Origin of the sequence: Bacillus sp. FSL M7-0003, assembly GCF_038628485.1 — a bacterium.
In the GTDB taxonomy this organism is placed as follows: Bacteria; Bacillota; Bacilli; order Bacillales; family Bacillaceae; genus Bacillus; species Bacillus safensis.
The window spans coordinates 2,210,384-2,225,781 of record NZ_CP152024.1 but is presented as its reverse complement, the minus strand read 5'-3'; the positions used below and the strand labels follow the sequence as shown (position 1 = coordinate 2,225,781).

Here is a 15,398-nt window from a genome sequence, read left to right as displayed (position 1 = left end):
TGCTGCCGGTGGATGAATGTGCGTTTTTGAAGAGGAGGAATACGTCATGAGTGAAAAAGCCTTTGTGACGGTCACAGCCCTTACAAAATACATAAAAAGAAAATTTGATGTTGATCCGCATTTAGAAGATATTTGGATCAAAGGTGAGTTATCCAATGTGAAGATTCATTCAAGAGGTCATGTGTACTTCACCTTAAAAGACGAAAACGCACGCATGCAAGCTGTCATGTTCCAGCGTTCCGCAGCAAAGCTGCCTTTTTCACCAAAAAGCGGAATGAAAGTGTTTGTACGCGGCGGGATTCAAGTATATGAACCAAGCGGCAACTATCAATTATATGCAAAAGAAATGCAGCCTGATGGTGTTGGTGCTCTTCATCTCGCTTATGAAGAGCTGAAGAAAAAGCTGGCAAGTGAAGGCTTATTTGATGCGCGCTATAAAAAACCAATTCCTGAATATCCAGAGGTTGTTGGTGTCATTACATCCCCAACAGGAGCGGCTGTTCGAGATGTCATCACAACGATTAACCGGCGTTATCAGCAGGCGAAAATCATTGTGCTTCCGGCGCTTGTCCAAGGTGAAAATGCCGTCCGTTCAATCGTAGAGCGGATCAAAGAAGCAAATGAAAAACAGATCTGTGATGTCTTGATTGTCGGAAGAGGAGGCGGTTCGATCGAAGAACTTTGGGCCTTTAATGAAGAAGCTGTCGCAAGAGCAATCTTCGCATCAGACATTCCAATCATTTCTGCAGTGGGGCATGAAACGGACTTTACGATCAGTGATTTCACTGCAGACATGAGAGCACCCACACCAACAGGAGCAGCCGAGCTCGCTGTTCCAAGCACAGCCGATTTAATAGAACGAATCAAATCCATCGACATTCGGCTTACAAGGGCCGTGAAGAACCGAACATCACAAGCGAAAGACCGTCTTGTGGCGCTGCAATCCTCTTATGCCTTCCGTTTTCCAAAACGATTGCAGGAGCAAAAAGAGCAGCAATTCGATTTGGTATTTGACCGTTTTCAAAAACAGCTGACGAGACAAATTGAACAAAAACGCAGTCAACTAGACCGCCAGACATACAGGCTGAAGCCGCTTCATCCAAAAGAGCAGCTGCTGCAGGCGAAAAAACGCCACACCAATGAAACAGAACAGCTCATCCGCAGCATGAATGTGCAAATGAAAACAATTCATTCGCAGTTCCAATCTGTTCTTGGTAAACTAAATGCATTAAATCCACTTCAAGTGATGGAAAGAGGCTACAGTTTAGCCTATAAAGACAATGAACTGATTAAAAGTGTGAACCAAGTCGATACGAAGGATCAATTGGCTATCACCATGAAGGATGGACGTCTGATTTGTGAGGTTATTGAGAAGGAGGGGCAATCATCATGACAGAATCAAATAAACAAAAAGAAGAACAAATGACATTTGAAGAAGCGATGAAAGGTCTTGAGGAGATCGTTGGGAAGCTCGAAGAAGGAGATGTACCACTTGAGCAAGCCATTCATTATTTCCAAGAAGGCATGACACTTTCAAAGCTTTGCCATGAAAAATTACAGCACGTTGAAAAGCAGATGGATTTCATTTTAAAAGAGGACGGTGAACTGGCTCCTTTCTCGGTGAAGGAGGCAGATGCTGGTGACAAGTAATTTGCAGGATTTTTTAACAACACGAAAACAGGCCATTGAAGAGTATTTATTTACATATGTTCAGGAATTGAAGATTCCAGAAGAACTAAAATCTTCGATGCTTTACTCTCTTGAAGCTGGAGGGAAAAGACTTCGCCCTGTTCTCGTTCTTGCTTTATTACATGCTTACGGAAAAAACGAAGAAGATGGCATACCGGTTGGCTGTGCTGTAGAAATGATTCATACGTATTCATTGATACATGACGACCTTCCTTGCATGGACGATGATGACCTTCGCAGAGGAAAGCCGACTAACCATAAAGTATACGGGGAAGCAACAGCGGTTCTCGCTGGTGATGCACTTTTAACGGAAAGCTTCCGCCTCATTACATCGCAGCTATCTAGCAGCGTCTCTCCTGACCAAAAGCTTAGAATCGTAGATGAGCTTGTGCGGTCAGCAGGTGCACTAGGAATGGTTGGCGGTCAATTTGATGACATGGAAGCAGAGCAAAAACAAGTCCCGCTTGCTGAACTAGAATCCATTCATGCCCGGAAAACAGGAAAGCTTCTCTCATTCAGCGTCACAGCAGGTGCAATGCTGGCAGGAGCATCAGATGAGGATATCGAAAAACTAAGAGAATTCAGTTATCATATTGGCATTGCTTTTCAAATCCGTGATGACATTTTAGACCTCGAAGGAAGCGAAGAAAAAATAGGAAAACGAGTCGGCTCTGATACAGCGAATGAAAAGTCGACATATCCTTCTTTATTAACGCTTACAGGAGCAAAAGAAAAGCTGCACGAGCACATCACACGTGCAAAAGAAATTGTCTCAAATCTTGAATTAGAGCAGCAATTGCTGCATGAGTTATGTGATCTGATCGCCTCAAGAGATCATTAAAAACAGCATAGATTTGAGGGTCTTCGAGCAATTGTGGTAAACTGTAAACAGTTTATCATGATGAGACAACTCTTATTCCCGCTTGGTTTTCATAGGAATAAGGCATTATATATGTAGATAGAAATTTTGTTGAAAGCGAGTTGATCCTGATTGGATCTTTTATCAATAAAAAATCCAACGTTTCTAAAAGGAATGTCAAATGCAGAATTAGAGGAGCTTAGTGCTGACATTCGCATGTTTTTAATTGAGTCCTTGGCTAACTCTGGCGGGCATATCGGTCCAAACCTGGGTGTCGTTGAACTCACGGTTGCCCTTCATAAAGTATTTGACAGCCCGAAAGACAAATTCCTTTGGGATGTTGGACATCAGTCTTATGTTCACAAGCTGTTAACTGGAAGAGGGGCGGAGTTTGATACACTTCGTCAATATAAAGGACTTTGCGGTTTTCCTAAACGAAATGAAAGTGAGCATGATGTTTGGGAAACAGGCCACAGCTCAACGTCATTATCTGGCGCGATGGGTATGGCGGCGGCGCGGGATATTAAAGGGACAGATGAATATATCCTGCCGATTATCGGAGATGGTGCATTAACCGGAGGTATGGCGCTTGAAGCTCTGAATCATATCGGTGATGAAAAGAAAGACATGATCGTTATCTTAAACGATAATGAAATGAGTATTGCACCAAACGTCGGTGCAATTCACACCATGCTTGGCAGACTGCGCACAGCAGGCAAGTACCAATGGGTAAAGGACGAGCTCGAGTATTTATTTAAGCGGATCCCAGCTGTAGGCGGAAAGCTTGCTGCCACAGCAGAGCGTATTAAAGACAGCCTCAAGTATTTACTAGTGTCTGGCATGTTCTTTGAGGAAATGGGATTCACTTACTTAGGTCCTGTTGATGGACATTCTTATGAAGATCTTTTTGAAAACCTTGAATATGCAAAGAAAACAAAAGGTCCTGTCCTGCTGCATGTCATCACGAAAAAAGGAAAAGGCTATCAGCCGGCAGAATCCGATAAAATCGGGACTTGGCACGGCACAGGTCCATACAAAATTGATACAGGTGATTTTGTAAAACCAGCAGCTGCTGCACCGTCATGGAGTGGTCTTGTCAGTGAAACAGTCAGAAAGCTTGCGCGGAAAGATGAGCGAATTGTCGCCATCACGCCTGCGATGCCTGTTGGCTCAAAACTTGAAGGCTTTGCAAAGGAATTTCCAGAGCGAATGTTTGATGTAGGAATTGCTGAGCAGCATGCAGCCACAATGGCAGCTGGGCTTGCGACGCAGGATATGAAGCCATTTTTAGCGATTTATTCAACGTTCCTGCAAAGAGCTTATGATCAAGTGCTGCATGATATTTGCCGCCAAAACCTCAATGTATTTATCGGAATTGACCGTGCGGGTCTTGTCGGTGCCGATGGAGAAACGCATCAAGGTGTGTTTGATATTGCCTTCATGCGTCATATGCCGAATATGGTGCTCATGATGCCGAAGGATGAAAATGAAGGCCAGCACATGGTCAATACAGCCATTCAGTATGATGACGGTCCTATTGCCATGCGTTTCCCGCGCGGAAATGGCCTTGGTGTGAAAATGGATGAACAGCTGAAAACCATTCCGATTGGGTCTTGGGAGGTTCTTCGTCCAGGGAAGGATGCCGTCATCTTAACATTCGGAACGACGATTAAAATGGCGCTGCAAGCAGCTGAGGAGCTTCAAAAAGAAGGGAAATCAATTCGTGTCGTCAACGCTCGGTTTATTAAGCCGCTTGATGAAGTGATGCTACATGACATTCTTTCTGAAGGGATTCCGATTTTAACGATTGAAGAAGCTGTGCTTCAAGGCGGGTTTGGCAGCAGCGTATTAGAATATTTACACGACAAGAAAGCATCACATATCAAAGTAGAACGTATGGGTATCCCAGATCAATTTATTGAGCATGGAAGTGTTGATGCCCTGCTTGAAGAAATTGGACTGACGAAAGCACAGGTTGCTGAGACTTTACGTGACCTGCTTCCAGCAGCACCAAGAAAAGGAATTGGATCATGACATCAAAGAAAGAACGACTTGACGTTTTATTAGTCGAACAAGGACTAATGGAAACAAGAGAGAAAGCAAAGCGTGCCATCATGGCAGGGATCGTTTACTCAAATGAAACCCGTTTGGATAAACCAGGCGAGAAAATTGCTCGTGATACGCCGCTTACAGTGAAGGGGAACCCTCTCAAATACGTAAGCCGCGGCGGGTTAAAGCTTGAAAAAGCGCTTAAAGAATTTGATCTGACAGTTGAAGGGAAATTGCTGATTGATATTGGCTCATCAACAGGCGGATTTACAGATTGTGCTCTTCAAAATGGAGCAGTCAAATCATATGCTGTAGACGTTGGCTACAATCAGCTTGCGTGGAAATTAAGGCAGGATGACAGGGTCATCGTCATGGAGCGCACTAATTTCCGCCATTCCGTTCCAGCTGATTTTACTGAAGGATTGCCAGAAGTGGCATCGATTGATGTATCTTTTATCTCACTCAAACTCATTCTGCCGGCTTTAAAGCATATTCTTGTTCCGGGTGGTGACTGTATTGCGCTCGTCAAGCCTCAATTTGAAGCAGGCAGAGAGCTTGTTGGGAAAAAAGGCATCGTACGTGAGCCGTCTGTCCACCTTGGTGTACTAGAAGAGATGAATCAATTTGCTGCAAAAGAAGGCTATGATGTAAAGGATGTATCATTTTCGCCTATCACTGGTGGAGATGGAAATATTGAATTTCTGTTTCATTTAGTGCTTCATCCTGATCAAGAAGAAAATGCGGCACTCCCTGCTTCAGAACTTGAGAAGGTCGTCAAGGAAGCCCATTCCGTATTGAAAGAAAAGAAAAACAGCCCTGAGCCGGCTGACACATGAGATGATACAAAAGGAATAATAGCTCGCTATTATTCCTTTTTACATGGTCAAAAGACAAGAATTGGCCGTATCTCACGTAATGCTTGTTTTTTGAAGTGTGCATCATATAACATAGAACGTAAAGACAAACTGAGAATGAAACGCCTAGGGGGGTCAAATATGAATAAAGGTCAAAGGCATATTAAAATAAGAGAAATCATTGCAAGCCAAGAAATTGAAACACAAGATGAATTGGTCGATATTTTGAAAGCCGATGGATATAACATCACACAAGCGACCGTTTCTAGGGATATTAAAGAGTTGCATTTAGTGAAAGTTCCGACGAACAATGGAACATATAAATACAGTCTTCCTGCAGATCAGCGGTTTAATCCGCTGTCAAAGCTTAAGCGGTCCCTAATGGATGCATTTATTAAAATGGATGCTGCCAGTCATTTAATTGTTCTGAAAACAATGCCGGGTAATGCTCAGGCGATTGGTGCTTTAATGGATAATTTAGATTGGGAAGAAATTATGGGAACAATTTGCGGGGATGATACCATTTTAATCATTTGCCGCACCCCAGATGATACAGAGACAGTTTCGAGCAAAATTTTAGAGCTTCTATAAAGAATCAGGTTTACTAAAAGAGGTGTCAAATGAGTGTTAGCAGAACTAACCATTAAAAACTTTGCAATCATTGAAGAGTTAACGGTTTCATTTGAAAAAGGACTCACGGTTCTAACGGGGGAAACAGGTGCCGGAAAATCCATCATGATTGACGCTGTCTCACTTCTCGTGGGAGGAAGAGGATCCTCTGAATTTGTCCGCTACGGTGAAAAAAAGGCAGAGCTGGAAGGGCTTTTTCTTGTACCAGCCGATCACCCTGTATTTGCTCTATGCGAAGAGCAGGGAATTGACGCATCAGATGAAATGATGATCCTCCGCCGTGATATTAATAACAGCGGGAAAAGCATTTGCCGGATTAATGGAAAGCTTGTCACCATCTCACTTTTACGGGAAGTAGGACGGCTTTTGCTTGATATACATGGACAGCACGATAACCAGCTGCTCATGGAAGATGAAAATCATCTGCATTTGCTCGATCAATTTGGAGCAGAAGACATTGCACCGGCTCTCTTGCAGTATCAAGAAGCATATGATCAATATATGAAGACGGCCCAAAAGCTAAGGCAGCTGTCTGAGAATGAGCAGGAAATGGTGCACCGCTTAGATTTACTGCAATTTCAGCTAGAGGAGATTGAGGCGGCACAATTAGAGCCGGGAGAAGATGAGAAGCTTCAGGAAGAACGTCATCAAATCAGCAACTACGAAAAAATCTATTCTTCACTCCAAAACGCGTATAACGCTCTGCGTAATGAGCAAGGAGGACTAGATTGGGTTGGTATGTCCTCAAGCGAGCTTGATCAGGTGTCTGAGATCAACGATGATTTGAAAAAGCTATCTGAACAAGTGTCGAACTCCTACTACTTATTAGAGGATTCAACCTTCCAAATGCGAAGCATGCTGGATCAATTAGAATTCGACCCGGCTCGTCTTGATTTTATTGAATCCAGGCTGAATGAAATGAAGCAGCTAAAACGAAAATACGGCACAACCGTTGAGGAAATTTTGGAGTATGCGGCGAAGATTGAAGAAGAAATAGATCAAATCCAAAATCGAGACAGCCATCTGCAGACGCTCAAAAATAAATTAGATGCGATGAGTCGTGATGCCCTGCTCGAAGCACTTAACGTTTCGGAGCTGCGTAAAAAATGGGCCAAAAAGCTAGCGAAGCAAATCCAAACAGAGCTCAAGGATTTGTATATGGAGAAGTCATCATTTGACACAGCTTTTTCTGTTCGATATGCGCCATTTGGCAGCACCGATTGTCCGCTATTAGACGGAAAACCTGTGCAGCTCGGGAAAAATGGAATCGACCAAGCACAATTTGTCATTTCTACAAATACAGGAGAACCGATGAAATCTTTATCGAAAGTAGCCTCAGGTGGAGAAATTTCACGTGTCATGCTCGCTGTGAAGAGTATTTTCTCAGCTAAACAAGACGTCACATCCATTATTTTCGATGAAGTTGATACAGGCGTCAGCGGCAGAGTGGCACAAGCCATTGCTGAGAAAATTTACAAAGTTGCGTCTGGATCACAAGTGCTCTGTATTACACACCTGCCTCAAGTAGCCGCAATGGCTGACACACATCTCTTCATTTCGAAACGCTCGAAAGCGGGCAGAACACTGACGAGTGTCAAACCATTAAGTCATGAAGAAAAAGTGAGTGAAATTGGCCGGATGATTGCCGGTGTGGAAGTGACTGAGCTGACAAAACAGCATGCAAAAGAACTATTGCACCAAGCAAATGATGTCAAAACAACAGGGTAGCTGAATCATCAGCTGCCTTTTTTATATGTTGTGTAAAAGCCGGCGTATATACCCATAAAATCGTCTTTTTCTTTTATCAATTTATCCAATCATTTTCTAAAGCTGCCGGTTATAAATCCTCTCGAAGAAGGCAAAAGTAAAGATGTAGCCAAAACATGAGTGTTCTGGTGTGGGTAAGGAGCGAGGAGAGTGAAAAATGAATGCCCGAAAAGATGAGAAAAGCCATTGGTGTGATTCTCCTTGTTTCTTTAATAAGTACAGGGTTTATGAGCATAGTGAAGGAATACATCAGCATTCCAACAAATGTTGCTGTATTTGAAAAACAGAAGCACTCAATTGACACATCGATTGAAGCGTCAGCCAATGCTTCTTCACCAGCCTTTAGCCTTTCAGAGAAAAAGAATCAGCTGGATATTACAGGACAAAAGGCGGGAAAAGCCGAAATTGTTTATGATTTTAAAGGATTTCCTATTAAGAAAACAAAAGTTGACGTTCTCCCTGAATTAAAAGTCATTCCTGGAGGTCAATCCATTGGCGTCAAGCTCCACTCTGTAGGAGTTCTCGTTGTAGGTTTTCATCAAATCACAACAGCAGACGGCAAAAAATCACCAGGTGAAGCCGCAGGCATTCAATCAGGGGATATGATCATTGAAATCAATGGTCAAAAAATGGAGAAAATGAATGACCTCACCCCATTTATTCAGAAAGCAGGGAAAACGGGTGAAACGCTTCGTTTGCTCATAAAGAGAGATCATAAAACCTTTCAAACAACATTAACACCCGCAAAAGATGCAAGTGAAGGCATCTATCGAATTGGTCTTTACATTCGTGATTCTGCAGCAGGAATCGGCACGATGACCTTTTTTGAACCTTCATCTAAAAAATATGGTGCCCTTGGGCATGTGATTTCTGACATGGATACAAAAAAACCAATTGTTGTCGACAATGGTGAAATTGTTAGATCAACCGTGACATCGATTGAAAAAGGCACAGGAGGCAATCCTGGAGAAAAATTGGCGAGATTCTCTTCCGAAAGAAAAACAATAGGAGATATCTCCCGCAACAGCCCTTTTGGTATCTTTGGTACGTTAACCGAAAAGCTTGAAAATCATGTAGCAGATAAACCACTTCCAGTCGCTTTATCAAATGAAGTAAAAGAAGGCCCAGCAGAAATTTTAACCGTTGTGGATCATGATAAAGTGGAGAAGTTTGATATTAAAATCGTCAGCACAACACCGCAGAAATTCCCAGCAACTAAAGGAATGGTATTGAAGGTAACAGATGAGCGGCTCTTAAGCAAAACGGGCGGAATCGTCCAAGGAATGAGCGGAAGCCCCATCATCCAAAATGGCAAAGTCATTGGAGCTGTCACACACGTATTTGTCAATGATCCGACTAGCGGGTACGGCGTACACATTGAATGGATGCTGTCAGAAGCAGGAATCGACCTTTATCAAAAAAACAAAAAAGCAAGCTGATCATAAACTGCCGCGAATCTTCCGGCAGTTTTTTTCTACCCTTTCTTTCTCTTCCATCATGTTATAAAATAAGGAAAAAGAGATTTTTCGACAAAATGGAAAAAAGCATGTTGTCAAATTGCAATAATCGTCGATTCGTTAAGAAAAACGTAGAAAAAGCTAGATAATGCTCTATTATTCGGAAAATTAAAGTTTTTTAAAGGGGATAGCATGGTTTTGTCGAATTGAACACTCAGAAGAGAAATGCAAAAGACTAAAGGAATCGACATTGGGGAGGAAAGAACGTGGAGAAAATTAAAGTGTGTGTAGCTGATGACAATCGAGAGCTTGTTGGCCTTTTGACAGAGTATATTGAGGGACAGGAAGATATGGAAGTACTTGGCGTGGCGTATAATGGTCAGGAATGCCTGACATTATTTAAAGATAAAGAGCCCGACGTTCTCCTCTTAGACATTATCATGCCTCATTTAGACGGTCTTGCTGTACTAGAACGCCTCCGTGAAAACAATGAAATGACAAAACAGCCAAGTGTGATTATGCTAACGGCATTTGGACAAGAAGATGTCACGAAAAAAGCAGTTGATTTAGGCGCATCCTATTTCATTTTAAAGCCATTTGATATGGAAAACCTAGTAGGTCATATTCGTCAAGTCAGTGGAAACGGCACACAAGTTACCCATCGCTCTTCATCAATCCAAAACAGTGTTCTTCGTAACAAACCTGAACCGAAACGTAAAAACTTAGATGCGAGCATTACGACCATTATTCATGAAATTGGCGTGCCCGCTCATATTAAAGGCTATTTATACTTAAGAGAAGCCATTTCTATGGTGTACAATGACATTGAGCTTCTCGGAAGCATCACTAAAGTGTTGTACCCAGACATTGCAAAGAAATTTAACACGACTGCCAGCAGGGTAGAACGAGCGATTCGTCATGCCATTGAAGTCGCTTGGAGCAGAGGAAACATTGATTCCATTTCCTCACTCTTTGGTTATACTGTCAGCATGTCAAAAGCGAAACCAACCAATTCAGAATTTATTGCCATGGTAGCTGATCGTTTGCGATTAGAGCATAGAGCAAGCTAGAATCTTTTTCATAAAAAAACGTTTCTTCATTGAGACGTTTTTTTATTTTGAAACATGTTGTCAAAAATTGGTTAGGTTGATAAAATCATCTTAATGTTTAAATTGGACAAACGGGCTGCTTTATTTTCAGAATAAAATGAAAAATAAAGCATGAAAAAAATAAAAAAGACATAAAGTAGTGGTAATCAGCTGCGCCAATCGATCATGAAGTCTTCAAAATAGAAGAAGAAAACGCTCATTCGTAAGAAAAAGGATGAGAGGAAAAGGTCTCATGGATTTGGTAATTAAAGCAAACGAGATCGAAAGTTCTATTTCTATTGACCTGATTGGTTGGCGTTTTAAAGTCACTGGCTTCTTAGAGATTGTGCCATTTGAACTGAATATTCCCATTGTCGAATTTAATAATTTTCACATTCTTTTACTATGCTATAATAATGAAAAGAAGAGGGTGAGGTTATGGGAAAGCTGAAAATCCACTCTGCTGAGGTTGCGAACGAAATTAGCAAGTGGACGAGGGTCATTTCTCAGAATGACTTAGAAAAATCTGCTGTCTATAAAGAGAAAATTCAGAATTTGCTAAAAAATACAGATGAAGACCGTGAAGTTCTCCTTTATTATCAGCTTGTTGACGGCAGACATGAAATGTTACTTGGAAATATCGAAAAAGCCAATCAAATTATGAAAAGTGTCGGAACGCTCGATGAGAAGGCAGATGACATTATTAATTTTTATTTTTACTTTTACAAAGGCCAATATGCTGCATATGTGAAAAAGTATGATGAAGCCATTAGCTTTTACAAAATTGCAGAACAGCGGCTAAAACGTGTGAATGAAGACCTGGAAGTAGGAACTTTTCACCATAAGGTTGCTTCAATCTATTACGAACTGAAACAAAATTTCATATCCATTAATCATATTAAAAAAGCCATCGATACATTCAAAGCGCATGAAGAGTACACAGCGCAGGCGATTGACAGCTTAATTTTACATGCAAGTAATTGCATTGATTTGTTCCAATTCGATGAAGCAGAGAAAAAGTATAAAGAAGCACTTGAGAAAAGTAAGCGCATTAACAATGAAGTGCTGATTGGGAAATGCTATCACAATTTAGCGGTTCTTTATTATGCAAAGCATGATTATAAAAAAAGCGCACATTATGCCAAAAAAGGAATGAGCATTCAAATTCACCGTGACAATAGCCATTATTACATCCAATCTTTATATGTTCTGGCCAATGCCTTGGTTCATTTAGGAGATCAAGAGGCGAGGGAATATATTAAAGAGGGTATTTTGTATAGTTGCGATATCCAAAATAATGAATATATAGTAAAATTTGAAATTTTAGATTTGATGTGCGAGAATAGTGGGGCAGCAGACGTATTCTCAGAAAAATTAGACTACATAGAAAAAAATAGATTATATGTGGAGCTTGAGGATTTGTCTGAACAAATATCGAAATACTTCAAGGAACGAAATGATTATCAAAATGCCATTCGTTTTCTTGAAAAGAAATTCGATGCACAAATACTTCAAAAGAAAGTGGAGGTTATCTTATGAAAAAGTTGTTGTTAGGTGTAACCGTTGTTACAGCAGTCGCAGTTGTTTCTTCCCTTTTTGCTCTTGACGCAGAGACGACAGAGCAAGCCATCAGAGCGATTACGTGATCGAATTTATCTGTCAACCTCTTCGTATGAATCAGAAGAGGTTTTTTTTATGCGCTCAAAACTGGAAAAACGAAAAAAGACACGTCATAATGTAAGGAAGCATCATATTTAGAGGTGACCTATGACGAAAATTTTTGCACACAGAGGCTTTAAAGGCATTTATCCTGAAAACACTATGATAGCCTTCGAGCATGCACTCCATTCGGGAGCTGACGGAATTGAGCTGGATGTTCAGCTGACGAAAGACGGCAGACTTGCTGTCATTCACGATGAGAAACTGAACAGAACAACGAACATGAAAGGTTTAGTGAAAGACCATACATATGAAGAATTAAAAGCGGGAGATGCGAGTCATTCTTTCTACGAAGAAACCGGTGCTGTATCCATTCCTCTTTTGGAGGAAGTATTAGAGCTAGTGACGCAGCAATCATCATTGATCATCAATATTGAACTAAAAAACTCCATTTATCGATATCCGGGTATCGAAGAGAAAGTAAAAAAACAAATCGAGCATTTTCAAATAGAAGACCGTGTACTTGTTTCATCGTTTCATCACGGCAGTTTAGCTCTTTTTCACAAACTGATGCCGCATGTTGAACTTGCGGTTCTCACAATGGATGTGATTCATCAGCCGGAGATGTATATAAAAACAGTACCAGCAAGGGGCTATCATCCAAATATCAAGGGTGCCGGCGTGACCAAAGAGGTTGTGGCAGCTCTCCATGCATCTCAGCAAGTGATCAGGCCGTTTACAGTAAATAGTGAAAAGCAAATGAAAAACATGTTTTCCTTAGGTGTCGATGGCATTTTTACTGATTTTCCTGACCGAGCCGTGAAAATAAGAGAAGAAATGAAATAAAGACCTGCTCAAAATCAGCGGGTCTTTTTTCACGTTTTATCTCTGCTTAAAGCGAGCAGTCACTTTATTTCGTTTACGGTCTCTATATAAAATAAAGCCAGCCACTACATAAAGACCTCCCCCTAAAAATAACAACCCTGCAATTCCTTGCAGCCATAAATATGGAAATGGTGCAATGATGATGCCGAAAACAGTGTCACGCAGCAGCTTAATCCCAAGTGCTGCAAGCGCGCCAGGTATTAAAATAATCACTAGTGCAAGTATTCTCCCCATCAAATGTCCCCTTAAACGTCATTTACTTCCATTGTCTAATTCAAAAAATATTTTGTCAAGAAAGGAAAACGTGGTAATATAAGAGTTGTGCAATTTTTTGCAACGGAAAAATATGGTGTGCAAATTTTTTCATATAAAGGGGTAACGGGATGCAGAGAGTCTTGATTGTCGGTGCAGGACAGGGTGGATCAGCATTGCTTGAAACATTGCTGAAAACAAATATGATTCAAATCATTGCGATCGCCGACCTTGATCTTGAGGCACCGGGGATGGTAGAAGCGAAAAAGAATGGAATTGATACGACAACGGATTGGAAAGAATACATAAAAGATGACATTGATATCATCATTGAAACAACAGGCAGTTCAGTAGTGCTGAAAGAACTAATTGAAAAAAAGCCAGAGCACGCAGTCATTGTTCCAAGTTCAATGGCTTACGTGATATCAGAATTAATGTCAGAAAAACAGCAGCTGATCCAAATATTAAAGGAACAAACCTATAAGCATGACCGCATTTTTAATGCAACGAACGACGGGATGATTTTTATAAACATGAATGAAGAAGTCGTCCTGTTTAATCGATCAGCGGCCAAAATGGTTGGATGTTCGCAAAAAGATGCGATTGGCCGTCATATACGAGAAGTGATCCCAAATACAAAGCTTCCCGACATTTTAAGATCGAGAGAGCCAGAATTTAATCAAAAACAATTTTTGAATCAGCAAATACAAATTGTTACAACGCGTTTGCCAATTATTGATGACGCGGGGAGAATGCTAGGTGCTTTATCCATCTTTAAAGATATTACAGATGCCGTTGAGCTTGCGGAGGAAGTAACCAATCTTAAAGAAGTGCGAACGATGCTGGAGGCGATCATTCAATCGTCGGATGAAGCCATATCAGTTGTTGATGAGCAGGGAAAAGGCATCCTAATCAACCGGGCTTATACGAAAATGACTGGATTAACAGATAAAGAAGTTGTGGGGAAACCAGCAGGTGCAGATATTTCTGAAGGAGAAAGCATGCATTTGAAGGTACTTGAAACAAGAAGACCCGTTCGAGGCGTCAGAATGAAAGTCGGACCGAATAAAAAAGATGTGATTGTCAACGTAGCGCCAGTCATTGTTGATGGTATTTTAAAAGGCAGTGTCGGGGTCATTCATGACGTATCAGAAATTCAATCACTCACAAATGAATTAAATAAAGCAAGGCAGCTCATCCGTACACTTGAAGCAAAGTACACATTTGAAGACATCATTGGAGAGAGTGAGCAAATGCTTGTGGCGCTTGAGCAGGCGAAGCTAGGCGCGAAAACGCCAGCCACCATTTTACTCCGGGGAGAATCAGGTACTGGAAAAGAGCTGTTTGCGCACGCCATTCATAATGAAAGTGACCGAAAATATAATCGCTTTGTACGGGTCAACTGTGCAGCCTTATCTGAGACCCTTTTAGAGTCAGAGCTTTTTGGCTATGAAGAAGGAGCATTTTCTGGTGCAAGGCGAGGCGGGAAAAAAGGGCTGTTTGAAGAGGCGAATCAAGGCAGCATTTTTTTAGATGAAATTGGCGAAATGACGCCAAGTACACAGGCGAAGCTGCTTCGTGTGATGCAGGAGAAAGAAATAGTAAGGGTAGGCGGAACAAAGGCTATACCGGTCGATGTTCGTGTGATCACGGCGACAAATGTCAATATTGAAAAAGCGATGGCGGAAGGAAAGTTCAGAGAAGATTTATATTATCGAATGAACAGATACCCGATCTCCATCCCGCCGCTAAGGCAGCGCCTTGAGGATATTGACTCGTTAAGCAAACGTCTCATCCAAAAGATCAATTTAGACTATGGACGGAACGTGAGCGGGTTAACGGAACAGGCACTTAATAGACTGCGATCATATAAGTGGCCAGGAAACGTAAGAGAGCTTGAAAATGTACTTGGACGAGCCATGATCTTTTTGAACCCGCAAGAAGAATGGATTGATGAAGGGCATATTTCTTTCATGGAGTCAGAAGATCAGGAAGAAAAAGAGCAGCAGGAACTGACTGTCAGTCAATTTGAGGGAGAGACGCTTTCGGATGCTGTTGAGGCATTTGAAGCGCAGCTGATTAAACAAACCCTTGAAAAGCATCAATTCAATCGCACGAAAACAGCGAAAACGTTAGGGATCAGCATTCGGAACCTTTACTATAAAATGGACAAATATCAACTTGCAAAAGATAGCATGCAATAAAATGC

General features: G+C 41.4%; 14 protein-coding genes. 13 read left to right on the top strand and 1 reads right to left on the bottom strand.

The features are described 5' to 3' along the window. The first annotated feature begins 46 nt into the window (after nucleotides 1-46). The 12 genes from xseA (at nucleotide 47) to MHI23_RS11260 (ending at nucleotide 12,898) form a co-directional block, all read left to right on the top strand. Complete coding sequence (gene xseA / locus MHI23_RS11315; RefSeq protein WP_056767306.1) at nucleotides 47-1,393, top strand: exodeoxyribonuclease VII large subunit; 1,347 nt, start codon at nucleotides 47-49, stop codon at nucleotides 1,391-1,393. Further along, nucleotides 1,390-1,650 carry an exodeoxyribonuclease VII small subunit gene (locus MHI23_RS11310; RefSeq protein WP_003215880.1) on the top strand — a complete coding sequence of 87 codons (261 nt, stop codon included), beginning with the start codon at nucleotides 1,390-1,392 and terminating at the stop codon, nucleotides 1,648-1,650. The genes xseA and MHI23_RS11310 overlap by 4 nt, the downstream gene beginning before the upstream one ends. Next, a complete protein-coding gene (locus tag MHI23_RS11305; protein ID WP_056767303.1) occupies nucleotides 1,640-2,530 on the top strand; it encodes a polyprenyl synthetase family protein in 891 nt (296 codons plus the stop codon). The genes MHI23_RS11310 and MHI23_RS11305 overlap by 11 nt, the downstream gene beginning before the upstream one ends. Before the next feature lie 150 nt (nucleotides 2,531-2,680). Next, the gene (gene dxs / locus MHI23_RS11300) at nucleotides 2,681-4,582 is read left to right on the top strand and encodes a 1-deoxy-D-xylulose-5-phosphate synthase (protein WP_056767300.1); all 1,902 of its coding nucleotides are present in this window, start codon (nucleotides 2,681-2,683) and stop codon (nucleotides 4,580-4,582) included. Next, a complete protein-coding gene (locus tag MHI23_RS11295; RefSeq protein ID WP_024428011.1) occupies nucleotides 4,579-5,433 on the top strand; it encodes a TlyA family RNA methyltransferase in 855 nt (284 codons plus the stop codon). The genes dxs and MHI23_RS11295 overlap by 4 nt, the downstream gene beginning before the upstream one ends. Nucleotides 5,434-5,592: 159 nt before the next feature. Continuing rightward, on the top strand, nucleotides 5,593-6,042 hold the full coding sequence (gene argR, locus MHI23_RS11290) for a transcriptional regulator ArgR (protein ID WP_024422938.1): 450 nt from the start codon (nucleotides 5,593-5,595) through the stop codon (nucleotides 6,040-6,042). Between the two features lie 33 nt (nucleotides 6,043-6,075). Beyond that, nucleotides 6,076-7,809: a DNA repair protein RecN gene (gene recN, locus MHI23_RS11285; protein WP_024428012.1), complete on the top strand. Its 1,734-nt coding sequence runs from the start codon at nucleotides 6,076-6,078 to the stop codon at nucleotides 7,807-7,809. A 200-nt stretch (nucleotides 7,810-8,009) separates the two neighbouring features. Then, nucleotides 8,010-9,287, top strand: coding sequence for a SpoIVB peptidase (gene spoIVB / locus MHI23_RS11280; protein ID WP_025092993.1), 1,278 nt, complete (start codon nucleotides 8,010-8,012; stop codon nucleotides 9,285-9,287). A gap of 284 nt (nucleotides 9,288-9,571) precedes the next feature. Further along, nucleotides 9,572-10,375 carry a sporulation transcription factor Spo0A gene (gene spo0A / locus MHI23_RS11275; protein ID WP_024422935.1) on the top strand — a complete coding sequence of 268 codons (804 nt, stop codon included), beginning with the start codon at nucleotides 9,572-9,574 and terminating at the stop codon, nucleotides 10,373-10,375. Between the two features lie 271 nt (nucleotides 10,376-10,646). Then, a complete protein-coding gene (locus MHI23_RS11270) occupies nucleotides 10,647-10,844 on the top strand; it encodes a hypothetical protein (protein WP_024422934.1) in 198 nt (65 codons plus the stop codon). Then, nucleotides 10,832-11,932, top strand: coding sequence for a Rap family tetratricopeptide repeat protein (locus MHI23_RS11265; RefSeq protein WP_034622321.1), 1,101 nt, complete (start codon nucleotides 10,832-10,834; stop codon nucleotides 11,930-11,932). Before MHI23_RS11270 ends, MHI23_RS11265 begins: the two co-directional genes overlap by 13 nt. 228 nt (nucleotides 11,933-12,160) lie before the next feature. Beyond that, nucleotides 12,161-12,898 carry a glycerophosphodiester phosphodiesterase gene (locus tag MHI23_RS11260; protein WP_024422932.1) on the top strand — a complete coding sequence of 246 codons (738 nt, stop codon included), beginning with the start codon at nucleotides 12,161-12,163 and terminating at the stop codon, nucleotides 12,896-12,898. A gap of 36 nt (nucleotides 12,899-12,934) precedes the next feature. On the opposite strand, the gene MHI23_RS11255 is transcribed toward MHI23_RS11260, so the two are convergent. Further along, nucleotides 12,935-13,171 (bottom strand): DUF2627 domain-containing protein, encoded by a 237-nt coding sequence (locus MHI23_RS11255; protein WP_024422931.1) that lies wholly within the window; start codon nucleotides 13,169-13,171, stop codon nucleotides 12,935-12,937. A 149-nt stretch (nucleotides 13,172-13,320) separates the two neighbouring features. Between MHI23_RS11255 and MHI23_RS11250 the strand changes: the two genes are divergently transcribed. Then, nucleotides 13,321-15,393 carry a sigma-54-dependent Fis family transcriptional regulator gene (locus MHI23_RS11250; protein ID WP_025092995.1) on the top strand — a complete coding sequence of 691 codons (2,073 nt, stop codon included), beginning with the start codon at nucleotides 13,321-13,323 and terminating at the stop codon, nucleotides 15,391-15,393. Nucleotides 15,394-15,398: the final 5 nt, after the last annotated feature.